This is a genomic window from Burkholderia sp. MSMB2157WGS (assembly GCF_001532755.1).
GTDB lineage: Bacteria > Pseudomonadota > Gammaproteobacteria > Burkholderiales > Burkholderiaceae > Burkholderia.
Genome location: NZ_LPJG01000041.1, coordinates 1 through 26,860 on the forward strand (window position 1 = coordinate 1; position 26,860 = coordinate 26,860).

Sequence of the window (26,860 nt, forward strand, 5' to 3'; positions counted from 1 at the left end):
TCGCCCGCCAGGTGCTCGGCGAGAACTGGATGGCCGACTACGTCGCACACGCGAACAATGGCGGGATCGAGCGCGTGCTGGTCTAATGCGGGCATGACGACCGCCCGACCGGGCCGGAAATGAGCGGGCGCCGGCGCAGCCATGCCGGCGCCGGTCCACATGGGAGCGACGATGGAATGCGTGTTTTGCCGTGAAGACGGCGGCGAGGTGCTCTGGCAGGACGAGGCGCTGCGCGTCGTGCTCGCGACGGGTGAGCACGACTACCCGGGTTTCTGCCGGGTGATCTGGGGCGCGCACGTGGCCGAGTTCTCCGATCTCGGCGAGCCCGAGCGGGCACACCTGATGCGCGTGGTCTACGCGGTCGAGCGGGCCGTGCGCCGCGTGATGCAGCCGAACAAGGTGAATCTCGCGAGCCTCGGCAACATGGTGCCGCACGTGCACTGGCACGTGATTCCGCGCTTTTCCAACGATGCCCATTTCCCGCAGCCCGTGTGGGCGCCGCGCCAGCGCAGCGTGTCCGAGGCGCTGCTGCGCTCGCGCGCGGCGCAGGCCTCGCTGCTGCACAATGCGGTGCGCGAGGAAATTCAACGCATGACCGATTCGAGGCAGCCATGAGCGGTTTGACTTCCACGACGCCCATTCCGTCCGGCGTCGTCGTGCACGCGGTATCGCGCGTGCTCGAATTGCAGTACCCGAACGGCGAGAGTTACCGGATTCCGTTCGAGCTGATGCGCGTCTATTCGCCGTCGGCCGAGGTGCGCGGCCACGGGCCCGGCCAGGAGACGCTGCAGACCGGCAAGCGCGAGGTAACGATCACCGCGCTCGAGGGCGTGGGCAACTACGCGCTGCAGCCGACGTTCTCCGACGGCCATTCGACCGGCATCTACTCGTGGGACCTGCTGTACGAACTGGCGACGCGGCAGGACGCGCTGTGGCGCGACTATTTCGACAAACTGAAGGCGGCGGGCGTCGAGCGCGACGCGCCGATGCAGGCGGCCGGCGCGCCGCACGGCCACTGCCACTGAAATCGACGGCGCCCGCTCGGCGCCGTCTTGGCATTTACTGAGGATCAACGCGATGAGCAAAACCCACTTCGGCTTCGAAAGCGTCGAGGAAAACGAAAAAGCGAAGAAAGTGGCGGGCGTGTTTCATTCGGTCGCGAGCAACTACGATCTGATGAACGACCTGATGTCGGCGGGCATGCACCGCGCGTGGAAGGCGTTCACGATCGCGCAGGCGAACGTGCGCCCCGGCTTCAAGGTGCTCGACATCGCGGCCGGCACCGGCGACCTGACCAAGTCGTTCGCGAAGGCGGCCGGGCCGACGGGCGAGGTCTGGCATACCGACATCAACGAATCGATGCTGCGGGTGGGCCGCGACCGGCTGCTCGACAAGGGTATCGTGACGCCGTCGCTGCTGTGCGACGCCGAGAAAATTCCCTTTCCGGACAACTACTTCGACGTGGTCACCGTCGCGTTCGGGCTGCGCAACATGACGCACAAGGATGCCGCGCTGGCCGAGATGCGCCGCGTGACGAAGCCCGGCGGCCGCGTGATGGTGCTGGAATTCTCGAAAGTCTGGGATCCGCTGAAAAAAGCGTACGATCTGTATTCTTTCAAAGTATTACCGTGGCTTGGCGACAAGTTCGCGAAAGATGCTGAAAGTTATCGGTATCTTGCCGAATCTATCCGGATGCACCCCGATCAGGACACGCTGAAGACGATGATGGAACAAGCGGGCCTCGACGCCGTCAAATATTACAATTTGTCAGGTGGCGTGGTAGCTTTACACCTCGGAACCAAGTACTAAGGGGTTCTTTCCATACATTTGCCTTACATCTGGAGAAGCTGATGTCCGAATCGCGTTCGTTGTTCAACCGTAGCAAACCGTCGAAGCCGTGGGCTCGACGGGTCGGCACGCTGCTGATGGTCGGCCTGCTCACGGCCGGCACGTTCGCATCGCTCGACGCCGAAGCCCGGCGCATGGGCGGCGGGCGCAGCATCGGCCGCCAGAATTCCACCGTCACGCAGCGCCAGGCCACGCCGCCCGCGCAACAGCCGATGCAGCAGGCCGCGCCGTCGCAGGCGCAGCGCGCGAACCCGGCTGCGCCCGCGCCGGCCGCGCAGCCCAACCGCTCGCGCTGGCTCGGGCCGATCGCCGGTCTCGCGGCCGGCCTCGGCATCGCGGCGCTGCTGTCGCACTTCGGCCTCGGCGGCGCATTCGCGAGCATGATGGCGAACGTCATCGTGATCGCGTTGCTCGCGATGGTCGGCATCTGGCTGATCCGCAAGTTCATGAACCGCCGTCGCCCGCAGGAGCCGGCGTATTCGGTCGGCGGTGCCGCGTCGTCGTCCGGCGGCTACTCGCAAAGCCCGTCGTTCCAGCAGGGCAACACCGGCAGCAACTACGCAGGTAGCGGCAGCAGCTACGCGAACGAAGCGCAGGGCGTGTTCGGCGGCGGTGCGGCCGCCGCAGGCGCGGCCGCGGCGGCAGCGGCACCGCTGCAGGTGCCGGCCGGCTTCGACACCGAAGCGTTCCTGCGCAGCGCGAAAGTCTATTTCGTGCGCCTGCAGGCGGCATGGGACCAGGGCAACCTGGCCGACATCCGCGAGTTCACGACGCCCGAAATGTTCGCCGAGATCAAGATCGACCTCGATTCGCGCGGCAACGACGCGAACCAGACCGATGTCGTGCAGCTCGACGCGGAATTGGTCGCGATCGAGGATCGCGGCATCGAGCAGTCGGCGAGCGTGCGCTTCCACGGCCTGATCCGCGAATCGGCGAATACGTCGGCCGCGCCGTTCGACGAGGTGTGGAACCTGTCGAAGTCGGGCGGTCAGGGCTGGCTGCTCGCGGGTATCCAGCAGATCAACACGCACTGAGCGTGGCCGGCGGCCCGCGCCGCCGGTACCCGGGCGACGGCCGCCGCACTGCGACCGCTTGCCGCCCGGGTGTACGGTCAGGCACGGTCCGCCGCCGATCCGACGTTACAATAGAAACCCGCGTGGGCGCCCGGCCTGCGCGGGTTTTTTCTTTCCCAGCCCGATGACCTTTGCCGCCAAGCCTTTTGCTGCTGCCGTCAATCACCTGCTCGCGCGCGAATCATGGGCGCGCGATCGCCTGATTCCCTATGCGGGCAAGACTGCCCGGATCGACGTGTCTCCCGTCACGCTCACGCTGCTGGTGCAGCCCGACGGCTATCTGTCGGCCGTCGACGCGCACGATGCGCAACGGGTCGACGTGTCGATCGCGCTTGCCGGCGACACGGTCGCCGCGTTCCTGCAGGGCGGCCAGGCGGCCGTGATGAAGCACGTGAAGATCGAAGGCGACGCGGAATTCGCGACGCAGATCGCGAAGCTGGCCGAGCACCTGCGCTGGGAACCGGAAGAAGATCTCGCGAAGCTGGTCGGCGACGCGGCGGCGCACCGGATCGCGACGGTCGTGCGCGACGCCGGCGCGCGCGCGCGCCGCACCGGCCGCAACGTGCTCGATTCCGTCGCCGAATACTGGCTCGACGAGAACCCGCAAGTCGTCCGGCGCGCGTCGCTCGGCGGCTTCGACGCCGAACTGGCGCGCGCGCGCGATGCGCTCGCGCGGGTCGAAAAGCGGGTCGAGCGACTCGAACAAAAAATCGGCGCGCGCACGGGTTCCGGCCCGCGCGGCGCGCACTGAGGGCCGCAGGGCATGCGCATTTTCCGTTTCATCAAGATCGTCTACACCGTCATCCGCTTTGGTCTCGACGAAGTGATGCTGTCCCGGATCGACGACCGGCGCGTGAAGCTGCTGTTGCGGATCACGACGATCGGCCGCCGCTACTCCGATCCGCCCGCCGTGCGGTTGCGCCACGCGCTCGAAAGCCTCGGCCCGATCTTCGTGAAGTTCGGCCAGGTGCTGTCCACGCGCCGCGACCTGCTGTCGGTCGATTTCGCGAACGAGCTCGCGAAGCTGCAGGACCAGGTGCCGCCGTTCGATTCGGCGGTCGCGATCGCGATCATCGAGAAGTCGCTCGGTGCGCCGGTCGACGAGCTGTTCGACGAATTCGAGCGCGAGCCGATCGCGAGCGCATCGATCGCGCAGGTGCATTTCGCGAAGCTGAAGCAGGGCGCGCATGCGGGCAAGGCCGTCGCCGTCAAGGTGCTGCGCCCGAACATGTTGCCGGTGATCGATTCCGACCTCGCGCTGATGCGCGACATCGCGACGTGGACCGAGCGCATGTGGGCCGACGGCCGGCGCCTGAAGCCGCGCGAGGTCGTCGCCGAATTCGACAAATACCTGCACGACGAGCTCGACCTGATGCGCGAGGCCGCCAACGGCAGCCAGCTGCGCCGCAACTTCGCGGGCCTCGACCTGCTGCTCGTGCCCGAGATGTTCTGGGATTTCTCGACGTCGCAGGTGCTCGTGATGGAGCGCATGACGGGCGTGCCGATCAGCCAGGTCGAGACGCTGCGCTCGGCCGGCGTCGACATCAAGAAGCTCGCGCGCGAAGGCGTCGAGATCTTCTTCACGCAGGTGTTCCGCGACGGCTTTTTCCACGCGGACATGCACCCCGGCAACATCCAGGTGAGCCTCGATCCGAATACGTTCGGCCGCTATATCGCGCTCGATTTCGGGATCGTCGGCGCGCTGTCCGATTTCGACAAGAATTACCTCGCGCAGAACTTCCTCGCGTTCTTCAAGCGCGACTACCATCGCGTCGCGACGCTCCACCTCGAATCGGGGTGGGTGCCGCCCGAGACGCGCGTCGAGGAGCTCGAAAGCGCGATCCGCGCGGTGTGCGAGCCGTATTTCGACCGCGCGCTGAAGGACATCTCGCTCGGTCAGGTGCTGATGCGGCTGTTCTCGACGTCGCGCCGCTTCAACGTCGAGATCCAACCGCAGCTCGTCCTGCTGCAGAAGACGATGCTGAACGTCGAAGGGCTCGGCCGCTCGCTCGACCCCGAGCTCGACCTGTGGAAGACCGCGAAGCCGTATCTCGAGCGCTGGATGACCGAGCAGATCGGCCTGCGCGGCTGGTACGAGCGGTTCAAGGTCGAGGCGCCGCAGTGGAGCAAGACGCTGCCGCAACTGCCGCGCCTGATCCACCATGCGATGGCCGCCCGCCACGACGCGCCGCGCGCCGCGAGCGAGGAGTTGATGCGTCAGATTCTCGTCGAGCAGAAGCGGACGAACCGGCTGCTGCAGGCGTTGCTGGTCTTCGGCCTGGCCGTCGGCGTCGGCGCGCTCGTCGCGCGCGTGCTGCTCGCGCTCGCGTACGGCGCTTGATCGAAAGGAGCACGGCGATGTCCGATCCGAAGCAACCGGCCGCACCGTCGGCCGCCGATTTCGCGACGCGCGACCCGGGCAGCGCGTCGTTCTGGGACGAGCGCTTCGAACGCGGCGTGACGCCGTGGGAGTTCGGCGGCGTGCCGGACGGGTTTCGCGTGTTCGCGCATCGGCTCGAGCCGTGCGCGGTGCTGATTCCCGGCTGCGGCAGCGCGCAGGAGGCCGGATGGCTCGCGCAGGCCGGCTGGCCGGTGCGTGCGATCGATTTCGCCGCGCAGGCGGTCGCTGCTGCGAAGGCGCAGCTCGGCGCGCATGCGGGCGTCGTCGAGCAGGCCGATTTCTTTCAGTACCGTCCGCCGTTCGACGTGCAGTGGGTGTACGAGCGGGCGTTCCTGTGCGCATTGCCGCCGAGCCAGCGCGCCGGCTATGCGGCGCGGATGGCCGAGCTGCTGCCCGCGGACGGATTGCTGGCCGGCTATTTCTTCCTGGTGGCGAAACCGAAGGGGCCGCCGTTCGGGATCGAGCGGGCGGAACTCGACGCGTTGCTCGCGCCGCACTTCGAGCTGGTCGAGGATTTGCCGGTGACCGATTCGCTGGCCGTGTTCGACGGGCACGAGCGCTGGCTCACGTGGCGTCGCCGCTGATGCACGGGCGCCGCGACCATTGCCGGAGCGCGCCGGGGTTTCGGCTATAATTCAAGGTTTTGCAAGCCGTTTCCAGTTTCTGCGGGAAAAATATCATGCCGATCTACGCCTATCGATGCGAAGCGTGCGGTTTCGCGAAGGACGTGCTCCAGAAGATGAGCGACGCGCCGCTGTCGCAATGCCCTGAATGCGGGAAGGATGCTTTTCGCAAACAGGTGACCGCCGCCGGTTTCCAGCTGAAGGGCTCGGGGTGGTATGTCACCGATTTCCGCGGCGGTTCGGGCGGCGCCAGCGCACCGGCGACGGCGTCGGGCGACGCGGCGCCGGCAGCGCCCGCGGCGCAAGCCGCACCCGCCGCGGCCGCGCCGGCCGCGGCGAGCGGTTCGGGCAGCACGACGACGAGCGCCGCGCCGGCTCCGGCCGTGACGCCCGCCGCCGGCAGTTGACCGTCGCGGCCCGGCCGGGCCGCGACCAACCCGCGCTTCCGGCGCGGTTCATTGACGGCAGATGATGAAAAAGACGACCCTGAAAACGGTGTTCCTGACCGGCCTGCTGGTTCTCGTCCCGCTCGCGATCACGCTGTGGGTGCTCGGCCTCATCATCGGCACGATGGACCAGACGCTGCTCCTGCTGCCCGAATCGTGGCAGCCCGAGCGGATGCTCGGCTTCCATCTGCCGGGAATCGGCGCGGTGCTGACGCTCGCGTTCATCTTCGTGGTCGGGCTGGCCACGCAGAACTTCATCGGCCAGAAGCTCGTCACGTGGTGGAACGCGGTCGTGCGTCACATCCCGGTCGTCGGGCCGATCTACACGAGCGTCAAGCAGGTATCGGACACGCTGCTGTCGAGCAGCGGCAATGCGTTCCGCAAGGCGCTGCTGATCGAATACCCGCGTCGCGGCTCGTATACGATCGCGTTTCTGACCGGCACGCCCGGCGGCGACGTGGTCAACCATCTGACGGAAGAGTACGTGAGCGTGTACGTGCCCACGACGCCGAACCCGACGTCGGGCTTCTTCCTGATGCTGCCGAAGAGCGAAGTCATCGAACTCGACATGTCGGTCGATGCCGCGCTCAAGTACATCGTCTCGATGGGCGTCGTGGCGCCTTCGGCGCCGGTTCCGGCGCCCGCCCGCCGTCCCGTCGAGCCGCCGCTGTAAGTAAAGAATCATCGCCCGGGCCGCGCGTTGCGGCGCCCGTTGATCAAACCGAACGAAAGCAAACATCATGTCGATGCGTACTGAATACTGCGGTCTCGTGACCGAACACCTGCTGGGCCAAACCGTGTCGCTGTGCGGCTGGGTGCAGCGCCGCCGCGATCACGGCGGTGTGATCTTCATCGACCTGCGCGATCGTGAAGGCCTCGTGCAGGTGGTGTGCGATCCGGATCGCGCCGAGATGTTCGCGACCGCCGAAGGCGTGCGCAACGAGTTCTGCGTGCAGATCAAGGGTCTCGTGCGCAATCGTCCGGAGGGCACGGTCAACGCCGGCCTGAAGAGCGGGAAGATCGAAGTGCTGTGCCACGAACTGAACGTGCTGAACGCGTCGGTCACGCCGCCGTTCCAGCTCGACGACGACAACCTGTCGGAAACGACGCGTCTCACCCATCGCGTGCTCGACCTGCGCCGCCCGCAGATGCAGCACAACCTGCGCCTGCGCTACCGCGTCGCGATCGAGGCGCGCAAGTACCTCGACGAGCAGGGCTTCATCGACATCGAAACGCCGATGCTGACGAAGAGCACGCCGGAAGGCGCGCGCGACTATCTCGTGCCGTCGCGCGTGAACGCGGGCCAGTTCTTCGCGCTGCCGCAGTCGCCGCAGCTGTTCAAGCAGTTGCTGATGGTCGCGAACTTCGACCGTTACTACCAGATCACCAAGTGCTTCCGCGACGAGGACCTCCGCGCCGACCGTCAGCCGGAATTCACGCAGATCGACTGCGAGACGTCGTTCCTCGGCGAGCAGGAAATCCGCGATCTGTTCGAAGACATGATCCGTCACATCTTCAAGACGACGATCGACGTCGAGCTCGACGCGAAATTCCCGGTGATGCCGTACTCGGAAGCGATGGCGCGTTTCGGTTCGGACAAGCCGGACCTGCGCGTGCAGCTCGAATTCACCGAGCTGACCGACGCGATGAAGGACGTCGACTTCAAGGTGTTCAGCACGCCGGCCAATGCGAAGGACGGCCGGGTCGCGGCGCTGCGCGTGCCGAAGGGCGGCGAGCTGTCGCGCGGCGACATCGACGGCTACACGGAATTCGTGCGCATCTACGGCGCGAAGGGCCTCGCATGGATCAAGGTCAACGAGAAGGCGAAGGGCCGCGACGGCCTGCAGAGCCCGATCGTCAAGAACCTGCACGACGCGTCGATCGCGGCGATCCTCGAGCGCACCGGCGCCGAAGACGGCGACATCATCTTCTTCGCGGCCGACCGCGCGAAGGTCGTCAACGACAGCCTCGGCGCACTGCGCCTGAAGATCGGCCATTCGGAATTCGGCAAGGCGAACGGTCTCGTCCAGGCCGGCTGGAAGCCGCTGTGGGTCGTGGACTTCCCGATGTTCGAGTACGACGACGAAGATGCGCGCTACGTCGCCGCGCACCATCCGTTCACGAGCCCGAAGGACGAGCACCTCGAGTACCTCGAGACCGATCCGGGCCGCTGCCTCGCGAAGGCGTACGACATGGTGCTGAACGGTTGGGAAATCGGCGGCGGCTCGGTGCGTATCCATCGCGAGGAAGTGCAGAGCAAGGTGTTCCGCGCGCTGAAGATCGGCGCCGAGGAAGCGCAGGCGAAGTTCGGCTTCCTGCTGGACGCGCTGCAGTACGGCGCGCCGCCGCACGGCGGTATCGCATTCGGTCTCGACCGCATCGTCACGATGATGGCCGGCGCCGATTCGATCCGCGACGTGATCGCATTCCCGAAGACGCAGCGTGCGCAGGATCTGCTCACGCAGGCGCCGAGCCCGGTCGACGAGCGTCAACTGCGCGAACTGCACATCCGTCTGCGTCAGCCGGAGCAGCCGAAGGCGTAACGCGCTCCTCGCAGGTCGTGTGTGCGGTGACGCCCACACGACACCCATGAAAAAGGCGCAGCGATGCGCCTTTTTCATTTTTTGCGGTACAGTCGCAGCACTTGCCGCACGTTCGGAGCACGGGCCCATGCACGGCCCCGTGCCGCATGAAACAAAGATGACGAAGCCGCCGAAAATCCCCGAATCCGTTCTCGTCGTGATCTACACGCCCGACCTCGATGTGCTCGTGATCAAGCGTGCCGACCAGCCCGATTTCTGGCAATCGGTCACCGGCTCGAAGGACGCGCTCGACGAGCCGCTCGCGCTCACCGCCGCGCGCGAAGTGGCGGAGGAGACCGGCATCGCGATCGGCACGCCGGACGTGCCGGCCACCGCGCTCGTCGACTGGCATCACCGGATCGAATACACGATCTATCCGCAATACCTGCACCGCTATGCGCCGGGCGTCACGCGCAACGTCGAGCACTGGTTCGGCCTGTGCGTGCCGCATCGCGTCGACGTGACGCTGTCGCCGCGCGAGCATGTCGATCATGCGTGGCTGCCGTTCCGCGAAGCGGCCGCGCGTTGCTTCTCGCCGTCGAACGCCGAAGCGATCCTGCAATTGCCCGCGCGCGTGGCGCTCGCGCGCGCGCCGCACGGCTCGTCCGCATGAATGCGGAGACCCGCAAGCGCTTCGCGCAATTGCGGCAGATGTTTCTGCAGGAGCGCGGCTCCGCGTCGCGGCTCGCGTTTACGGCCGGCAATACGGTGCGGCTGTGCGAAACCGGCGGCGCATTCTTCCGGGCGCTCATCGAACGGATCGACGCCGCCCGCGAGCAGGTGATGCTCGAAACCTACATCTTCTGCGACGACGAGGCCGGTCGCCCGGTGTCGGACGCGCTGATTCGCGCGGCGCAGCGCGGCGTGCGCGTGCGCGTGATCACCGACGGCATCGGCACCGCGCGCCTGCCGCTGTTCGACACGTGGGCCGAGTCCGGCGTCGAGCACTGCATCTACAACCGCTACCTGTTCGGCCGCTTCGGCTTCTCGCGCACGCACCGCAAGCTCGCGGTGATCGATCATGCGGTCGCGTTCTGCGGCGGCATCAACATCGTCGACGACTACACGCAGGGCAGCGCGACGCTGCCGTTCCCGCGCTGGGATTTCGCGGTCGAGATGGCCGGGCCCGCGGTGTCCGACGTGCGCGCCGCATTCGAGCTGCAGTGGCACCGGATCCAGTTCGGCCACAAGCCGTATGCGCAGTACGCGGCCGGGCTGCACGGCGGCGAAGCGTTCCCGGACATGTTCCGGCGCTGGATGCGCAGCCACCGGTGGATCAAGGCCGGCGCGCTGCGGGTCGTGACCGAGCCGAGCGTCGCGTTCGTCGCGCGCGACAACGTCGTGAATCGCCGCGCGATCGAGAAGGCCTATCTCGCGGCGATCGGCCAGGCCCGCCAGCGGATCCTGCTCGCGAATCCGTATTTCATGCCGGGCCGCAAGCTGCGCCGCGCGCTGACGGGCGCGGCGCGACGCGGCGTCGACGTGCAGGTGCTGATCGGCCGCAAGGAGTTCGCGGCGCTCGATACGGCCGTGCCGTTCCTCTATCACACGCTGCTGCGCGCGGGCGTGCGCGTCGCCGAATACGACAAGACGATCCTGCACGGCAAGGTCGCGGTGATCGACGACAACTGGGCGACGGTCGGCTCGTCGAATCTGGACGCGCTGAGCCTGATGCTGAACAATGAAGCGAACGTCGTGCTGGTGCGCTACGATGCAGTCACGAACCAGTTGCGCGACGCGATCGCCGCTGCGTTCGCCGAAGGCCGCGAGATCGACGCCGCGCGCTACGCCGCGCGCCCGCGCGTCGAGCGGCTGCTGAACTGGCTCGCGTACACCGCGTATCGTGTCGTGATGAAGGCGCTGACGGTCGGCGGTTACGACTGACGCAGACTAAGCATTCGCTTCAAAAATCCGTCCGCACGTTCGTGCGGAAAAGCCGCTCCGGTCCCGCCGGAATCGCGCAAAATAGCGGCTCGGTTAGACACCGGTTTCTAATAATTTCCTTGTTTCGCGAGCGGCCGCACTCAATAATAGTACGGCCGTTCGATTTTATTCGAACCCCCGAACGGTTACAGAAAAAGCTATGCGAAAAGGCGAACAGACGCGTGCCGCGATACTCGAAGCTGCTTTGGATCTCGCCAGCCGTGACGGGCTGGAGGGGCTGACGATCGGCCTGCTGGCCGAGCGCATGCAGATGAGCAAGAGCGGCGTGTTCGCGCACTTCGGTTCGCGCGAAGACCTGCAGGTCGAGGTCGTCCGCGAGTATCACCATCGTTTCGAGAACGAGGTGTTCTTTCCGAGTCTGCGCGAGTCGCGCGGTCTGCCGCGTCTTCGGGCGATGCTGGCGCGCTGGATCGAGAAGCGCATCCAGGAGGTGACGACCGGGTGCATCTACATCAGCGGCGCAGTGGAGTACGACGACCGGCCGGACAGCCCCGTGCGCGAGCAGTTGATCGCGAGCGTGACCGCCTGGCGTGCCGCGTTGCTGCGCGCCATTTCGCAGGCGATGGAAGAAGGGCATCTGCGCACGGACACGGATCCGGAACTGATGCTCTTCGAGTTGTACAGCTTCACGCTCGGCCTGCATCACGACGCACGCTTCCTGCATTCGCCGGACGCGGTGCGCCTCACGTGGGCCGCGCTGGAAAAGACGATCGTTTCGTATCAGAGCGAGAGCCGTTAGCGGCGCGTGATCCGCCCGCCAGGAGCTCGAGCCGTTTTGCCCACCTTTGGAGAGAGTCATGGGACAGTACGCCGCGCCGCTGCGCGACATGCAATTCGTGTTGCACGAGCTTCTGAACGTCGAAGCCGAAGTCAAGCAAATGCCCAGGCATGCGGACCTCGACGCCGACACGATCAACCAGGTCCTCGAGGAAGCGGGCAAGTTCTGCTCCGAGGTGCTGTTCCCGCTGAACCAGGTCGGCGACCGCGAAGGCTGCACGTATGAAGGCGACGGCGTCGTGAAGACCCCGACCGGCTTCAAGGAAGCGTATCGGCAGTACGTCGAGGCCGGCTGGCCGGCGCTCGGCTGCGATCCGGACTACGGCGGCCAGGGCCTGCCCGCGTTCGTGAACAACGCGCTCTACGAAATGCTGAACTCGGCGAACCAGGCATGGACGATGTATCCGGGCCTGTCGCACGGCGCGTACGAATGCCTGCACGCGCACGGCGCGCCGGAACTCCAGCAGCAATACCTGCCGAAGCTCGTGTCGGGCGAATGGACGGGCACGATGTGCCTGACCGAGCCGCACTGCGGCACCGACCTCGGCATCCTGCGCACCAAGGCCGAACCGAACGGCGACGGCTCGTACTCGATCAGCGGCACGAAGATCTTCATCTCGAGCGGCGAGCACGACATGTCGAAGAACATCGTCCACCTTGTGCTCGCGCGCCTGCCGGACGCGCCGCAGGGTACGAAGGGGATCTCGCTGTTCATCGTGCCGAAGTTCATTCCGGACGCTTCGGGCGAACCGGGCGAACGCAACGGCATCAAGTGCGGCTCGATCGAGCACAAGATGGGCATCCACGGCAACTCGACGTGCGTGATGAACCTCGACGGCGCGAAGGGCTGGATGGTCGGCGAGCCGAACAAGGGCTTGAACGCGATGTTCGTGATGATGAATGCCGCGCGCCTCGGCGTCGGCATGCAGGGCCTCGGCCTCACGGAAGTCGCGTACCAGAACTCGCTGGCGTATGCGAAGGAACGCCTGCAGATGCGCTCGCTGACGGGCCCGAAGGCGCCGGACAAACCGGCCGACCCGATCATCGTGCATCCGGACGTGCGCCGCATGCTGCTCACGCAGAAGGCCTACGCGGAAGGCGCGCGCGCGTTCACGTACTGGTCCGCGCTGCAGATCGACAAGGAGCTGTCGCACGCCGACGAAGCCGTGCGCAAGGAAGCGGCCGACCTCGTCGCGCTGCTCACGCCGATCATCAAGGCGTTCCTGACCGACAACGCGTTCGAGTCGACCAACCACGCGATGCAGATCTACGGCGGCCACGGCTTCATCTCCGAGTGGGGCATGGAGCAGTACGTGCGCGACGCGCGGATCAACATGATCTACGAAGGCACGAACTCGATCCAGTCGCTCGACCTGCTGGGCCGCAAGGTGCTCGGCGACATGGGCGCGAAGCTGAAGAAGTTCGGCAAGCTCGTGACGGAATTCGCGGAAGCCGAAGGCGTGAAGCCGGAGATGGCCGAGTTCATCAACCCGCTCGCCGACATCGGCGACAAGGTGCAGAAGCTGACGATGGAAATCGGCATGAAGGCGATGCAGAACCCCGACGAAGTCGGTGCTGCGGCCGTGCCGTACCTGCGTACCGTCGGCCACCTGGTGTTCTCGTACTTCTGGGCACGCATGGCGCGCATCGCGCTCGACAACGAAGCATCCGGCGATCCCTTCTACAAGTCGAAGCTCGCGACGGCCCGCTTCTACTTCGCGCGCCTGCTGCCCGAGACGGCCGCGACGATCCGCGCCGCGCGCGCGGGTTCGAAGACGCTGATGGAAGTCGACGAATCGCTGTTCTGATGCAAGTTCGGGCGGTGCGCGCCGCGCGCCGCCCGAACGCAACGGTTCCTGGTACTCACTTCGCCGTGCAGCTCTCACATTCCGCGCTGCACGACACTATCCGGAGACATCCCGTGAGCAATTTCCTGATTCGCAAGGTCGCCGTGCTGGGCGCCGGCGTGATGGGCGCGCAGATCGCCGCGCACCTCGTCAACGCGCGCGTGCCGGTGCTGCTGTTCGACCTGCCGGCCAAGGAAGGCCCGAAAAACGCGATCGCGCTGAAGGCGATCGAGAACCTGAAGAAGCTGTCGCCCGCGCCGTTCGGCGTGAAGGACGATGCGAAGTACCTCGAAGCGGCCAACTACGAAGACGACATCGCGAAGCTCGCCGAATGCGACGTCGTGATCGAGGCGATCGCCGAGCGGATGGACTGGAAGCACGACCTGTACAAGAAGGTCGCGCCGCACATCGCGCCTAACGCGATCTTCGCGACCAACACGTCGGGCCTGTCGATCACGAAGTTGTCCGAAGGTTTCTCGGACGAGCTGAAGTCGCGCTTCTGCGGCGTGCACTTCTTCAATCCGCCGCGCTACATGCACCTCGTCGAGCTGATCCCGACCGCGCACACGCGTCCGGAGATCCTCGACCAGCTCGAAACCTTCCTGACGAGCGTCGTCGGCAAGGGCGTCGTGCGCGCGAAGGACACGCCGAACTTCATCGCGAACCGCGTCGGCATCTTCTCGATCCTCGCGGTGATCACCGAAGCCGCGAAATTCGGCCTGCGCTTCGACGAAGTCGACGATCTGACGGGCAGCCGCCTCGGCCGCGCGAAGTCGGCGACGTTCCGCACCGCGGACGTGGTCGGCCTCGACACGATGGCGCACGTGATCAAGACGATGCAGGACAACCTCGCCGACGATCCGTTCTTCCCGGTCTACCAGACGCCCGCCGTGCTCGCCGAGCTGGTGAAGCAGGGCGCGCTCGGCCAGAAGACGGGCGGCGGCTTCTACAAGAAGGAAGGCAAGGCGATCAAGGTGCTCGACGCGAAGACGGGCACCTACGTCGATTCGGGCGCGAAGGCGGACGAAACGGTCGGCCGCATCCTGAAGCGTCCGCCGGCGGAGCGCCTGAAGCTGCTGCGCGAGACGAATCATCCGCATGCGCAATTCCTGTGGTCGATCTTCCGCGACGTGTTCCACTACATCGGCGTGCATCTCGAGTCGATCGCCGACAACGCGCGCGACGTCGACCTCGCGATCCGCTGGGGCTTCGGCTGGAACGAAGGCCCGTTCGAAGGCTGGCAGGCCGCCGGCTGGAAGCAGGTCGCCGAATGGGTGCAGGAAGACATCGCGGCCGGCAAGGCGCTCGCGAACGTGCCGCTGCCGTCGTGGGTGCTCGAAGGCCCGGTCGCCGAGAAGGGCGGCGTGCACACGGCCGAAGGCTCGTGGGCGCCGGCGTCGAAGCGCTTCGTGCCGCGTTCGGACCTCGCGGTCTACGACAAGCAGGTGTTCCGTGCGCCGCTGCTCGGCGAAGCCGGCCCGTCAGCGGGAGCCGACCCGAAGACGTACGGCAAGACGCTGTTCGAAACCGACGCGGTGCGCGCGTGGGTCGACGACCGTGCGGGCGAAGACGACGTCGTGATCGTGTCGTTCAAGTCGAAGATGAACACGATCGGACCGAGCGTGATCGACGGCCTCGTGCAGGCGATCGAACTCGCGGAGAAGGACTACAAGGGCGTGGTGATCTGGCAGCCGACGTCGCTGAAGCTCGGCACGCCGGGCGGCCCGTTCTCGGCCGGCGCGAACCTCGAGGAGGCGATGCCTGCGTTCATGATGGGCGGCGCGAAGGGCATCGAGCCGTTCGTGAAGAAGTTCCAGGAAGGCATGCTGCGCGTGAAGTACGCGAACGTGCCGGTGGTGGCGGCCGTATCGGGCATCGCGCTCGGCGGCGGGTGCGAGCTGATGCTGCACAGCGCGAAGCGCGTCGTGCACGTCGAGAGCTACATCGGTCTCGTCGAAGTGGGCGTCGGCCTCGTGCCGGCGGGCGGCGGCCTGAAGGAAGCGGCGCTGCGCGCGGCGGAAGCGGCGACGGCCGCGAATGCGACCACCGACATCCTGAAGTTCGTCACGAAGTCGTTCGAGAACGCGGCGATGGCGAAGGTGTCGTCGTCCGCGCACGACGCACGTGCGATGGGCTACGTGAAGCCGTCCGACACGATCGTTTTCAACGTGTTCGAACTGCTCGACACCGCGAAGAAGGAAGCCCGTGCGCTGGCCGACACCGGCTACCGCGCGCCGCTGCGCGCGAAGGACGTGCCGGTCGCGGGCCGCTCGGCGATCGCGACGATCAAGGCGCAGCTCGTCAACATGCGCGACGGCCGCTTCATCAGCGACCACGACTTCCTGATCGCGAGCCGCATCGCCGAAGCCGTGTGCGGCGGCGACGTCGAAGCCGGCAGCCTCGTCGACGAAGAGTGGCTGCTCGCGCTCGAGCGCCGCGCGTTCGTCGAGCTGCTCGGCACGCAGAAGACGCAGGAACGGATCATGGGCATGTTGCAGACCGGCAAGCCGGTGCGTAACTGAGCGAGCGGACAGAGCGGACAAGGAGTCTGAAATGAGCAAACAATTGCAAGACGCATACATCGTCGCCGCCAGCCGCACGCCGATCGGCAAGGCCCCGCGCGGTGTCTTCAAGAACACGCGGCCGGATGAGCTGCTGGTCCACGCGATCAAGTCGGCGGTCGCGCAGGTGCCCGGTCTCGACACGAAGGTGATCGAGGACGCGATCATCGGCTGCGCGATTCCCGAAGCCGAGCAGGGCCTGAACGTCGCGCGCATGGGCGCGCTGCTCGCCGGCCTGCCGCAGACGGTCGGCGGCGTGACGGTCAACCGCTTCTGCGCGTCGGGCATCACCGCGCTCGCGATGGCGGCCGACCGCATCCGCGTCGGCGAATCGGACGCGATCTTCGCGGGCGGCTGCGAATCGATGAGCATGGTGCCGATGATGGGCAACAAGCCGTCGATGTCGCCGCACATCTTCGATCGTAGCGAAGACTTCGGCATCGCATACGGGATGGGCCTGACGGCCGAGCGCGTGGCGGAACAGTGGAAGGTGAGCCGCGAGGACCAGGACGCGTTCTCGGTCGAGTCGCACCGCAAGGCGCTCGCCGCGCAGCAGGCCGGCGAGTTCGGCGACGAGATCGCCGCGTACACGATCACCGAGCGCTTCCCGAATCTCGCGACCGGCGAAGTCGACGTGAAGACGCGCGAGATCAAGCTCGACGAAGGCCCGCGCGCGGATACGTCGCTCGAAGGCCTCGCGAAGCTGCGCACGGTGTTCGCGAACAAGGGCTCGGTCACGGCCGGCAACAGCTCGCAGACGTCGGACGGCGCGGGTGCGCTGCTCGTCGTGTCGGAGAAGGTGCTCAAGGAATTCAACCTGACGCCGCTCGCGCGCTTCGTGAGCTTCGCGGTGCGCGGCGTGCCGCCGGAAATCATGGGCATCGGCCCGAAGGAAGCGATTCCGGCCGCGCTGAAGGCCGCCGGCCTGAAGCAGGACGATCTCGACTGGATCGAGCTGAACGAGGCGTTCGCCGCGCAGTCGCTGGCGGTGATCCGCGATCTCGGCCTCGATCCGTCGAAGGTCAACCCGGTCGGCGGCGCGATCGCGCTGGGCCACCCGCTCGGCGCGACCGGCGCGATCCGCGCGGCGACCGTCGTGCACGGCCTGCGCCGCCGCAACCTGAAATACGGGATGGTCACGATGTGCGTCGGCACCGGCATGGGCGCGGCGGGCATCATCGAACGCCTGTAAGCGGGACGCGACGAAAAACGACGACGGTGCGCGGGCCACGAGCTCGCGCACCGTTTTTCATTCCGGTAGAGGACAGTTCAAGGAGACGGTTGTGGCGGACATTCAAGTGGAACGCGCCGACGGCGTGATGACGATCACGATCGCGCGCCCGGCGAAGAAGAATGCGCTGACGGCGGCGATGTACCAGACGATGGCCGATGCGCTCGCCGACGCGCAGGAAGACAAGGCGGTCCGCGCGATCCTGCTGCGCGGCAGCGACGGCAATTTCAGCTCGGGGAACGATCTCGAGGATTTCATGAAGTCGCCGCCGAAGGACGACACCGCATCGGTCTTCCAGTTTCTGGCGCGGATCAGCGGCGCGAGCAAGCCGATCGTGGCGGCCGTGCCGGGCATCGCGGTCGGGGTCGGCGTGACGATGCTGCTGCACTGCGATCTGGTCTACGCGGCCGACACCGCAACGTTCTCGCTGCCGTTCGTGCAGCTCGGGCTGTGCCCGGAAGCGGCGTCGAGCGCGTTGCTGCCGCGCCTGGCCGGCCATCAGGTCGCCGCCGAGAAGCTGTTGCTCGGCGAGGCGTTCGACGCGCTGGAAGCGCACCGGATCGGCATCGTCAATCGCGTGCTGCCGGCGGCCGAACTCGACGCATTCGCGGCGAAGCAGGCGGCGAAGCTGGCGGCGTTGCCGGCGGCTTCGCTGCGTGTGACGAAGGCGCTGTTGAAGGAGACGGGCGGCGTGGCGACGCCCGCGCGGATGGCCGAGGAAGCGCGCCACTTCGCCGAGATGCTGCGCGCGCCGGAGGCACGCGAGGCGATGACGGCGTTCTTCGAGAAGCGCAAGCCGGATTTCCGTCAGTTCGACTGAACGGAGCAGGCCGCGCGGCGGTGCATCGCCGTTGCGCGGCCGCGACCGCGATCAGGCCGTGCCGTAGTCGACGTAACCCGTTTCGCGGCAGAAGCTGACGAGCCGCAAGCCGGCCGCCTTCGCGATCTCGATCGCGAGCGACGACGGCGCGGAGATGGTCGCGACCAGCGGGATGCCGACCCGCGCGGCCTTGCGTACGAGCTCGTAGCTCGCGCGGCTCGACAGGAACACGAAGCCGTCGGTGGGATCGGCGCGCGACAGCACGAGCGAGCCGATCAGCTTGTCGAGCGCATTGTGGCGGCCGACGTCCTCGAATGCCATCCGGATCGCGCCTGTTGCGTCGCACCATGCGGCCGCATGCAGGCCGCCGGTCAGTTTCGTGAGCGCTTGGTGTGCCGGCAGCGCATGCGCTGCACGCGCCAGCGCGTCGGGCGCGAGGCGCGCGAGAAAGCCGGTATCGGGCACGCGTTCGGGCGCAAGGTCGAGCAGGTCGATGCTTTCGATTCCGCAGACGCCGCAGCCGGTGCGCCCCGCGAGCGCGCGGCGCCGGTCCTTCAGCGCGGCGAACGCCTGCTGGACGACTTCCAGGTGGACTTCCGCATGCGGCAGCGGCGCGTCGGCGTGCAGGATCACCTCGATGTCCTTGATGTCGCTGCCGCGCGCGACGATCCCTTCCGAGATCGCGAAGCCGACCGCGAACGCTTCGAGATCGCACGGCGTACACATCATCACCGCGTGCGAGATGCCGTTGAAGACGAGGGCGACCGGCCATTCCTGGCCGACGAAGTCGTGCGCGGCCTCGACCGCGCCGCCGCGCGTGCGGCTCACGGGCAGCTCGATCGCGCCGCGCGGTTCGTCGCGAAGTTCGTCGCGCGGTGTGTCTGATTGGGTCGGATTCACGAGCACTCCCGTTGATTCGAAGCACGGCCGGCGACGATCGTGCCGCCGCCCGCGCGCAGAGGTTCTAAAATACCCCAGGCAAGCCGGCCGCGCCGGCATCCGCCACGTCAGGTAACGACCATGGGACTCAGCGACGCTCCGTTGCTCTTCAACTTCGAACACGATTCGTCGGAAAACTTCACGTACATCCCGATGATCGTGCGTTTCAATCTCGACCGCTTCGGGCTGCGGATTTCGCTCGAACAGTGGCAGCTGCTGCCGCTCGAGGACCGCAAGCTGCTCGCGCGCTTTCCGGCCGACGACGACACCGCGATCGAGCCCAACTTCGATCACGCGCTGTTCGAAATGCTGCGCACGCACGCCGATCTGGAGCCGTCATGGTTCCAGCCGGACGAGCAGCCGGCTTGGCGCGCCGTCGACACGGTGCCGGAGTCGCTCGTGCAGCAAAGCGCGCTGGCCGGGCTGCCGGCGCCCGCGCTCGCGCAGTGGCAGCGGCTCGCGCCGTTCCAGCGCTACGTGCTCGTCAAGCTGTCGCGCAAGCCGACGCTGAATCACGATTTCCTGCCCGCGATGCGGGAGTTCGGGCTGACGGCCGCGCACTGACGGCCGCCTGCCGCGCTGCGGCGCGGCGCCTGCCCGTCAGAGCGGCGGCAGTTGCCGCGGCTTGCGGTCGGGGCCGGTCGCGACGTACGTGAGCGTCGCTTCGGTGACCTTCACGATTTCGCCCATCAGGCGCATGCGCTGCGCATACACCTCGACGTCGACCGTGATCGACGTGTTGCCGGTGCGCGTGATGGTCGCGTAGAAGCTCAGCAGATCGCCGACGAACACCGGCTGCTTGAACACGAACGAGTTGACCGCGACCGTCGCGACGCGGCCGTTCGCGCGCTGGCTCGCGGGGATCGAACCGGCGATGTCGACCTGCGACATGATCCAGCCGCCGAACACGTCGCCGTGAACGTTCGCGTCGTGCGGTTGCGGGACGACGCGCAGCGCGGGCTGCTTCTGCGGGAGTTCGAGGGTCGAATCGGTCATGGCGGGGCTTTCATCCTGTAATAAATGGGCCGCCGCGCGCAGCGTGGCCGGCGAGGGCGCCGGCAGCGGCGCGAAGCGGCTTCTGCGACAATACAACGTTCGCAAATTGTACGAGAAAGCGCGCGAGCCGGCCGCCGATACGCGCGTCCCGTACCGCCGCACAACCCTTCCCCCATGCGCCGATTTCCCGCTTCCGGCGAGCCCGCGCCGGCTTCGACCGGGCCTCGCAACGACTGGCAGACCATCCGGTCGCTGCTGCCGTACCTGACCACCTACAAATGGCGCGTCGCGCTCGCACTCGGCTGCCTGATCGGTGCGAAGGTCGCGAACCTCGGCGTGCCGGTCGTGATGAAACGCATCGTCGATCATCTGTCCGCCGTGCAGCAGCTCACCGCGCTCGGCCGCGCCGAGCAGTCGGCCGGGATCGTGCTCGCGGGCGGCGTCGGGCTGCTGGTGGTCGCGTATGCGCTCGTGCGGCTGTCGACGTCGCTCTTTACCGAGCTGCGCGAAATCCTGTTCTCGAAAGTCACCGAGAGCGCGGTGCGCCAGCTCGCGCTGCAGGTGTTCCGGCATCTGCACGGGCTGTCGCTGCGGTTTCACCTCGAGCGCCAGACGGGCGGCATGTCGCGCGACATCGAGCGCGGCACGCGCGGCATCCAGCAACTGATTTCGTATTCGCTGTACAGCATCCTGCCGACGCTCGTCGAGGTCGGGCTCGTGCTCGGCTTCTTCGTGGTCAAGTACGAGGCCTACTACGCGTACGTGACGTTCGCGGCGCTCGTCACGTACATCGTGTTCACCGTGAAGGTCACCAACTGGCGCACGCATTTCCGCCGCACGATGAACGAACTCGATTCGCGCGCGAACTCGCGGGCGATCGACTCGCTGATCAACTACGAGACGGTGAAGTACTTCGGCAACGAGGAGTGGGAGGCGCAACGCTACGACGAGAACCTGAAGCGCTACCGGAAGGCCGCGATCCGTTCGCAGAACTCACTGTCGGTGCTGAACTTCGGCCAGCAGGCGATCATCGGCACGGGGCTCGTGTTCATCCTGTGGCGCGCAACCCAGGGCGTGCTCGCGGGCAAGCTGACGCTCGGCGATCTCGTGCTGATCAACACGTTCATGCTGCAGCTGTACATTCCGCTGAACTTCCTCGGCGTCGTCTATCGCGAGCTGAAGCAGAGCCTGACCGACATGGACCGGATGTTCGGGCTGCTGTCGGCGCCGAAGGAAGTGGCCGACCGGCCCGATGCGCCGCCGCTCGCAGTGGCCGGCGCGCAGGTGCGCTTCGAGCACGTGAACTTCGCGTACGAGCCGTCGCGGCAGATCCTGCACGACGTGACGTTTACGATCGAGGCCGGCACGACGACCGCGGTGGTCGGCCACAGCGGTTCGGGGAAGTCGACGTTGTCGCGGCTGCTGTTCCGCTTCTACGATCTCGACCGGCAGGCGGGCGGCGCGATCCGGATCGACGGCCAGGACATCCGCGACGTCACGCAGGAATCGCTGCGCGCATCGATCGGGATCGTGCCGCAGGACACCGTGCTGTTCAACGACTCGATCTACTACAACATCGCGTACGGCCGGCCGACGGCGACGCGCGACGAAGTGGTCGCGGCCGCGCGCGCCGCGCACATCCACGATTTCATCGAGGGGTTGCCGAAGGGCTATGACACGCCGGTCGGCGAGCGCGGGCTGAAGCTGTCGGGCGGCGAAAAGCAGCGCGTCGCGATCGCGCGTACGCTGCTGAAGGATCCGCCGGTGCTGCTGTTCGACGAAGCGACGTCGGCGCTCGATTCGCGCTCGGAACGCGCGATCCAGCACGAACTCGACCAGATCGCGCGGCATCGCACGACGCTCGTGATCGCGCACCGGCTGTCGACGGTCGTGCACGCGCAGCAGATTCTCGTGATGGACCACGGGCGGATCGTCGAGCGCGGCACGCACGACGAACTCGTGCGCGCCGACGGGCTGTATGCGCAGATGTGGGCGTTGCAGCAGCAACGCGCGGCGGCAGGCGGGGAAGAGGCCGAGGCCGCGTGAGCACGGGTGTCGCACGACGCGGCGTGCGGCGGGAGCCGGGCTGTGTGCCGGCTGTCGGGCAGCGTGGGGTTGTCACCACCGGGTGAGCCGGCGGGGCGTTCCCGACATTCGATCCCGGACCGGTTCGCGGTCGGTCGACCGGGCGCGGCATCGGCCCGTCACCCCATTGACCCGTCACCCCGTCGGCGGCTGGGCGTTCCCGACATTCGATCCCTGACCAGTTCGCGGCCGCTCGACCGGGCGCCACATCGGCCCGTCACCTCATCGGCCGCCGCGCCGGCGAGCCGGTAGCCGGCCGCGAAACGATCAACCGGCGGCGGTGCGCAGCCGTGCGTCGAGTTCGCCGAGCTGCGCGGGCGTGCCGACGTTCTCCCAGATCCCTTCGTACAGCTCGCCGCTCGCGCGGCCGGCTTCGATCGCCGCGCGATAGTACGGCGTCAGCGCGCGCCGCGTGCCGGGCGCGAGGTCGCGGAACATCCGCGTGTCGTACAGGCCGATGTTGCCGAACGTGAAGCGTGCGGCGCCGTCGAGCGCGAGACGGCCGTCGTCGCCGAGCGCGAAGTCGCCGGCCGGATGGAACGGCGGGTTCGGCACCATCACGAGGTGCATCGCCGGCGTGTCGAGCGCGGCCATCCGGGCGGCGCGCGGCGCGAGCGTCCGGTAGTCGAACGCGCAGTAAACGTCGCCGCTGACGGCCGCGAACACGGCCGGCTGCCCGTCGCGCTCGAGCAGCGGCAGCGCCTGCGCGATGCCGCCGGCGGTTTCCAGCGCGTCGCCCTCGGCCGAATACGCGAGCCGCACGCCCCAGCGCGAACCGTCGCCGAGCGCGGCCTCGATCTGCTCGCCGAGCCACGCGTGGTTGATCACGATCGTCTCGATGCCCGCACGCGCAAGCGCCTCGATCTGCCAGACGATCAGCGGCTTGCCGCCGGCTTCGAGCAGCGGCTTCGGGCAGGTGTCGGTCAGCGGGCGCATCCGCTCGCCGCGTCCGGCGGCGAAGATCATCGCCGTGGTCAGGGTAGGGCTCATGTTCGACGAGGAGTGAGGACGGTCAGAACGTATAGCCGACGTCGGCCGGCGCGTTGCCCTCGAGCTCGTCGAGCAGCTTCGCGAACGGCACGAGTGGGCGGTAGCGCAGCGCGACCTTGCGCGCATACGCGAGAAAGCGCGGCAGGTCGTCCAGATAGTGCGGCTTGCCGTCGCGGTAGTTGATGCGCGCGAACAGGCCGAGGATCTTGATATGGCGCTGCAGCCCCATCCATTCGAGCTGGCGGTAGAACTCGCCGAAGTCGGGATCGACCGGCAGGCCGGCCTTTTTCGCCTTTTCCCAGTAGTACGCGAAGCAGTCGAGCTCGAACTCTTCGTCCCAGCTGATGAACGCGTCGCGCAGCAGCGACACGACGTCGTACGTCAGCGGCCCGTACACGGCGTCCTGGAAGTCGAGCACGCCCGGGTTCGGCTCGCACACCATCAGGTTGCGCGGCATGAAGTCGCGCAGCATGAAGCCTTGCGGCTGCGCATGCGCGCTCGCGACCAGCAGCGCGAACGTGCGGTCGAGCGTGCCGCGCATCGCGTCGGTGACGGGCTTGCCGAGGTGGCGGCCGACGAACCATTCGGGCAGCAGCTCCATTTCGCGGCGCAGGAACGCTTCGTCGAACGGCGGCAGCACGTCCGGCTTCGACGTGAGCTGGAAGCGGATCAGCGCATCGAGCGCGGCGCGCATCAGCGTTCGCGCGGCGGCCGGATCGGCCGGATCGAGCACCGAGATGTACGACGTGCGGCCGAGGTCGGTCACGAGCATGAAGCCCGCGTCGAAATCGTGGGCCAGCACGTCCGGCACGTGGTCGCCGGCCGCGGCGAGCAACTGCGCGACCTGGACGAACTCGCGGCACTTCTCGGGCGGCGGCGCATCGACCGCGATCAGCGTGCCGCCCGCGCTGGCGGCCGATGCGACGCGGAAATAGCGGCGGAAACTGGCGTCCGACGACGCGGGCGCGAGGGTCGACAGATCGAGCGCGTAGCGCTCGGCGAGCGGGCGCAGCCACGCGGTGAGCGCTTCGAGGCGGGCGTCGGGCTGGGATGCGGCGGATGGGGGCGTCATGAAACTCGGCGGAGGGGGGAACGTCTTGCCATATAATACCCCACGACTTTTTTGACGCGCCCCGCGTCAGCTTCCGCCGTGCAGGCTCGCCGCCTGTCGCGCCGCCCGTGCGATCGCTTCCCCGGTTTGCGAAGAGCCGCAGTCGCGGCTCGACGGCGCGGCCCGCCGCGCGACGGTGCCGCGCAGGCGCGGTTGACAAGGGGCGATTCGCCAAACGATAGATGCCGCCCAAACCGCTATTCCCGAATGTTTTCCCCGGTGACGGGGCGCCGCGCAAACGGCGGCTCGCGCTCGCGCTCCTGGCCGTGCCCGGCCTCGTGCCGGCCGTGTCGTACGCGCAGCTGACGGGTGCGGCTGCGCAGCCGCAGCCGCTCGACTCGCCGTGGGATCTGCGTCTCGCGCCCCAGCTCGAGGATCATCCGCTGAAGGACGGCGCGAAGCCGGCCGCTTTCGTGATCGCCGACCACACGAGCGGCACCGCCGAGCAGGACCTCGCCGCGAAGGGTTCGGCCGAGCTGCGGCGCGGCGACGCCGTCGTGAAGGCCGACGCGATCCACTACGATCAGGATACCGACATGGCCGATGCGTACGGCCAGGTCAAGGTGATCAACGGCGGTACGTCGTTCGCGGGCCCCGAGGCGCACCTGAAGATCGAGGCGAACCAGGGCTTCATGACCGCGCCGAAGTATCACTTCAACGTGACGGGCGGGTCGGGCAGCGCGGAGCGCGTCGACATGGTCGACAACGAGCGCTCGGTGTTCGTCAACGGCACGTATACGGCGTGCCAGTGCTCGACGAACCCCGCGTGGTACATCAAGGGCAGCCGCTTCGATTTCGACACGGGCGCCGACGAGGGCACCGCGCGCAACGGCGTGCTGTTCTTCCAGGGCGTGCCGATCTTCGCGAGCCCGTGGATGACGTTCCCGCTGTCGGGCGAGCGGCGCAGCGGCCTGCTGCCGCCGACGTTCTCGATGAACTCGAGCAACGGCTTCGAGCTGACGCTGCCGTACTATTTCAACATCGCGCCGAACCGCGATCTCACGCTCACGCCGCGCATCATCTCGCGGCGCGGCGTGATGACCGAAGCGACGTTCCGCTACCTGTCGCCGTCGTATTCGGGCACGTTTACGGCCAATTACCTGCCGGATGACCGGCTCGCGCACCGCAACCGCTACGCGATCTACTGGCAGCACCAGCAGAACTTCGGCGGCGGTTTCGGCGGTTACGTCTACTTCAACAAGGTCTCGGACAACACGTATCCCGAAGACCTCGGGTCGTCGAACCAGTTCATCAACGGCACGCAGACGCTGTACCAGCAGGAAGCCGGCCTCACGTACAACAACGGCCCATGGTCGGTGCTCGCGCGCTACCAGCACTGGCAGACGCTGCCGCCGTCGATCGCGCCGTACAGCCGCGAGCCGCAGTTGAACGTGAAGTACACGAAGTACAACGTCGGCGGCTTCGACTTCGGCGCGGAAGCCGACTATTCGCGGTTCCGCATCACGACCGCCGATGCGACCCAGGGCGACCGGATCGTCTTCAACCCGTACATCGCGTACGGCGTGTACGGCCCCGGCTACTTCGTCGTGCCGAAGGTCCAGTATCACTTCGCGTCGTACGACCTGAACTACCTGTCGTCGACCACGCCGAACAACCCGAAGCGCTTCACCGAGTCGATCCCGACGGTGAGCTTCGATTCGGGCCTGATCTTCGATCGTTCGGTGCGCCTGTTCGGCCAGGACTTCATCCAGACCCTCGAGCCGCGCCTGTACTACGTGTACACGCCGTATCGCGATCAGTCGAACGCGCCGCTGTTCGACACCGCGGAATCGGACTTCGGCCTCGCGGAGATCTACCAGCCGAACACGTTCGTCGGCAACGACCGGATCGCCGATGCGAACCGGATCACCGCCGGCCTCACGTCGCGCTTCATCGATCCGCGCACCGGCGACGAGCGCGCGCGCTTCGTGATCGCGCAGCAGTACTACTTCGCCGATCAGCGCGTCACGCTGAACCCCGGGCAGAGCGCCGTGCTGGCGCGCCACTCGGACCTGATCGTCGGCGCCGCGCTGAAGCTCGGCTCGGGCTTCATGTCGGAAACGGCGTTCCAGTACAACCAGAACAACAACCAGCTCGTGAAGTCGAGCGTCGGTTTCGGCTACAGCCCGGGCGAGCGCCGCGTGATCAACGTCGGCTACCGCTATACGCGCGCGAACACCACGCTCGACAACCAGCCGATCAACCAGTTCCTGGTGTCCGCGCAATGGCCGCTCACGCGCCGCCTGTATGCGATCGGCCGTTTCAACTACGACCTCGCCGGAGATCGCGTGGTCGACGGTCTGGTCGGCTTACAATACGACGCGGATTGCTGGGCGCTCGGGGTCGGGGTGCAGCGGGCCGCGAACGGCATCAATTCGTCGGGACAGCAGAACTCGTCGACGCGATTCATGATGCAGCTGACGCTCAAGGGCTTGTCGACCATCGACAACGGCCTCGTGTCCGCATTCCGCGCCGGGGTGCCGGGCTATACGCCGTTGCCGCCGCCGCCGCCGCCGATGTCCCGCTTCAGCAACTACGAGTAACGCCGGCATGTCTGCACCGGTCAGCACGATTTCAATGGAGTTT

25 protein-coding genes are annotated in these 26,860 nt (G+C 67.0%); 21 read left to right on the plus strand and 4 right to left on the minus strand.

Going from position 1 to position 26,860, the window contains the following annotated elements; translation table 11 throughout:
• The 18 genes from WT53_RS34455 to WT53_RS26010 form a co-directional block, all read left to right on the plus strand.
• Positions 1-86 (plus strand): DUF3400 domain-containing protein (locus WT53_RS34455; RefSeq protein WP_156447906.1); only part of this gene is annotated, 86 nt, incomplete at its 5' end.
• An 85-nt stretch (positions 87-171) separates the two neighbouring features.
• Positions 172-615: an HIT family protein gene (locus WT53_RS25930; protein WP_034208761.1), complete on the plus strand. Its 444-nt coding sequence runs from the start codon at positions 172-174 to the stop codon at positions 613-615.
• Positions 612-1,025 (plus strand): gamma-butyrobetaine hydroxylase-like domain-containing protein, encoded by a 414-nt coding sequence (locus tag WT53_RS25935; RefSeq protein WP_034208367.1) that lies wholly within the window; start codon positions 612-614, stop codon positions 1,023-1,025. Before WT53_RS25930 ends, WT53_RS25935 begins: the two co-directional genes overlap by 4 nt.
• Before the next feature lie 52 nt (positions 1,026-1,077).
• Positions 1,078-1,809, plus strand: coding sequence for a bifunctional demethylmenaquinone methyltransferase/2-methoxy-6-polyprenyl-1,4-benzoquinol methylase UbiE (gene ubiE / locus WT53_RS25940; RefSeq protein ID WP_011546189.1), 732 nt, complete (start codon positions 1,078-1,080; stop codon positions 1,807-1,809).
• 41 nt (positions 1,810-1,850) lie between these two features.
• Entirely contained in the window at positions 1,851-2,882 is a 1,032-nt protein-coding gene (locus WT53_RS25945) for a Tim44 domain-containing protein (protein WP_034208366.1), read from the plus strand.
• A gap of 163 nt (positions 2,883-3,045) precedes the next feature.
• On the plus strand, positions 3,046-3,672 hold the full coding sequence (locus WT53_RS25950) for an SCP2 domain-containing protein (RefSeq protein ID WP_034208365.1): 627 nt from the start codon (positions 3,046-3,048) through the stop codon (positions 3,670-3,672).
• Between the two features lie 12 nt (positions 3,673-3,684).
• Positions 3,685-5,262 carry a ubiquinone biosynthesis regulatory protein kinase UbiB gene (gene ubiB, locus WT53_RS25955; protein ID WP_034208364.1) on the plus strand — a complete coding sequence of 526 codons (1,578 nt, stop codon included), beginning with the start codon at positions 3,685-3,687 and terminating at the stop codon, positions 5,260-5,262.
• Between the two features lie 17 nt (positions 5,263-5,279).
• Entirely contained in the window at positions 5,280-5,906 is a 627-nt protein-coding gene (locus WT53_RS25960; RefSeq protein ID WP_034208363.1) for an SAM-dependent methyltransferase, read from the plus strand.
• A gap of 95 nt (positions 5,907-6,001) precedes the next feature.
• Positions 6,002-6,352, plus strand: a complete 351-nt coding sequence (locus WT53_RS25965) for an FmdB family zinc ribbon protein (protein WP_060262257.1) — start codon at positions 6,002-6,004, stop codon at positions 6,350-6,352.
• Positions 6,353-6,413: 61 nt separating this feature from the next.
• Positions 6,414-7,064 (plus strand): DUF502 domain-containing protein, encoded by a 651-nt coding sequence (locus WT53_RS25970; protein WP_012329208.1) that lies wholly within the window; start codon positions 6,414-6,416, stop codon positions 7,062-7,064.
• A 67-nt stretch (positions 7,065-7,131) separates the two neighbouring features.
• Entirely contained in the window at positions 7,132-8,934 is a 1,803-nt protein-coding gene (gene aspS, locus WT53_RS25975) for an aspartate--tRNA ligase (protein ID WP_006485737.1), read from the plus strand.
• A 157-nt stretch (positions 8,935-9,091) separates the two neighbouring features.
• Entirely contained in the window at positions 9,092-9,586 is a 495-nt protein-coding gene (nudB, locus tag WT53_RS25980) for a dihydroneopterin triphosphate diphosphatase (RefSeq protein WP_034208361.1), read from the plus strand.
• Positions 9,583-10,857, plus strand: coding sequence for a cardiolipin synthase ClsB (gene clsB, locus WT53_RS25985; protein WP_034208360.1), 1,275 nt, complete (start codon positions 9,583-9,585; stop codon positions 10,855-10,857). The genes nudB and clsB overlap by 4 nt, the downstream gene beginning before the upstream one ends.
• A gap of 199 nt (positions 10,858-11,056) precedes the next feature.
• Positions 11,057-11,656 (plus strand): TetR/AcrR family transcriptional regulator, encoded by a 600-nt coding sequence (locus WT53_RS25990; protein WP_006485742.1) that lies wholly within the window; start codon positions 11,057-11,059, stop codon positions 11,654-11,656.
• A 58-nt stretch (positions 11,657-11,714) separates the two neighbouring features.
• Complete coding sequence (locus tag WT53_RS25995; RefSeq protein WP_034208359.1) at positions 11,715-13,502, plus strand: acyl-CoA dehydrogenase C-terminal domain-containing protein; 1,788 nt, start codon at positions 11,715-11,717, stop codon at positions 13,500-13,502.
• 113 nt (positions 13,503-13,615) lie between these two features.
• A complete protein-coding gene (locus WT53_RS26000; RefSeq protein WP_034208358.1) occupies positions 13,616-16,063 on the plus strand; it encodes a 3-hydroxyacyl-CoA dehydrogenase/enoyl-CoA hydratase family protein in 2,448 nt (815 codons plus the stop codon).
• Between the two features lie 31 nt (positions 16,064-16,094).
• Positions 16,095-17,294, plus strand: a complete 1,200-nt coding sequence (locus WT53_RS26005; RefSeq protein ID WP_034208357.1) for an acetyl-CoA C-acyltransferase — start codon at positions 16,095-16,097, stop codon at positions 17,292-17,294.
• Positions 17,295-17,385: 91 nt separating this feature from the next.
• Positions 17,386-18,153 carry an enoyl-CoA hydratase gene (locus tag WT53_RS26010; protein ID WP_034208356.1) on the plus strand — a complete coding sequence of 256 codons (768 nt, stop codon included), beginning with the start codon at positions 17,386-17,388 and terminating at the stop codon, positions 18,151-18,153.
• 51 nt (positions 18,154-18,204) lie between these two features.
• Here the strand turns inward: WT53_RS26010 and fdhD are convergent, their stop codons facing one another.
• On the minus strand, positions 18,205-19,059 hold the full coding sequence (gene fdhD, locus WT53_RS26015) for a formate dehydrogenase accessory sulfurtransferase FdhD (RefSeq protein ID WP_155294480.1): 855 nt from the start codon (positions 19,057-19,059) through the stop codon (positions 18,205-18,207).
• Between the two features lie 114 nt (positions 19,060-19,173).
• Between fdhD and WT53_RS26020 the strand changes: the two genes are divergently transcribed.
• Positions 19,174-19,656: a nitrate reductase associated protein gene (locus tag WT53_RS26020; protein ID WP_034208355.1), complete on the plus strand. Its 483-nt coding sequence runs from the start codon at positions 19,174-19,176 to the stop codon at positions 19,654-19,656.
• Positions 19,657-19,692: 36 nt separating this feature from the next.
• Here WT53_RS26020 and WT53_RS26025 read toward each other — a convergent pair whose 3' ends face one another.
• A complete protein-coding gene (locus tag WT53_RS26025) occupies positions 19,693-20,088 on the minus strand; it encodes an acyl-CoA thioesterase (RefSeq protein ID WP_034208354.1) in 396 nt (131 codons plus the stop codon).
• Between the two features lie 174 nt (positions 20,089-20,262).
• On the opposite strand from WT53_RS26025, the gene WT53_RS26030 reads away from it, so the two are divergent.
• On the plus strand, positions 20,263-22,134 hold the full coding sequence (locus WT53_RS26030) for an ABC transporter ATP-binding protein/permease (protein WP_034208353.1): 1,872 nt from the start codon (positions 20,263-20,265) through the stop codon (positions 22,132-22,134).
• A 306-nt stretch (positions 22,135-22,440) separates the two neighbouring features.
• Here WT53_RS26030 and murU read toward each other — a convergent pair whose 3' ends face one another.
• Both murU and WT53_RS26040 read right to left on the minus strand, forming a co-directional pair.
• On the minus strand, positions 22,441-23,163 hold the full coding sequence (murU, locus tag WT53_RS26035) for an N-acetylmuramate alpha-1-phosphate uridylyltransferase MurU (RefSeq protein WP_034208352.1): 723 nt from the start codon (positions 23,161-23,163) through the stop codon (positions 22,441-22,443).
• A gap of 22 nt (positions 23,164-23,185) precedes the next feature.
• Positions 23,186-24,235 (minus strand): aminoglycoside phosphotransferase family protein, encoded by a 1,050-nt coding sequence (locus WT53_RS26040; RefSeq protein ID WP_034208351.1) that lies wholly within the window; start codon positions 24,233-24,235, stop codon positions 23,186-23,188.
• 221 nt (positions 24,236-24,456) lie between these two features.
• Here WT53_RS26040 and WT53_RS26045 point away from each other — a divergent pair, with 221 nt between their 5' ends.
• Positions 24,457-26,817 carry an LPS-assembly protein LptD gene (locus WT53_RS26045; protein ID WP_034208350.1) on the plus strand — a complete coding sequence of 787 codons (2,361 nt, stop codon included), beginning with the start codon at positions 24,457-24,459 and terminating at the stop codon, positions 26,815-26,817.
• Positions 26,818-26,860: the final 43 nt, after the last annotated feature.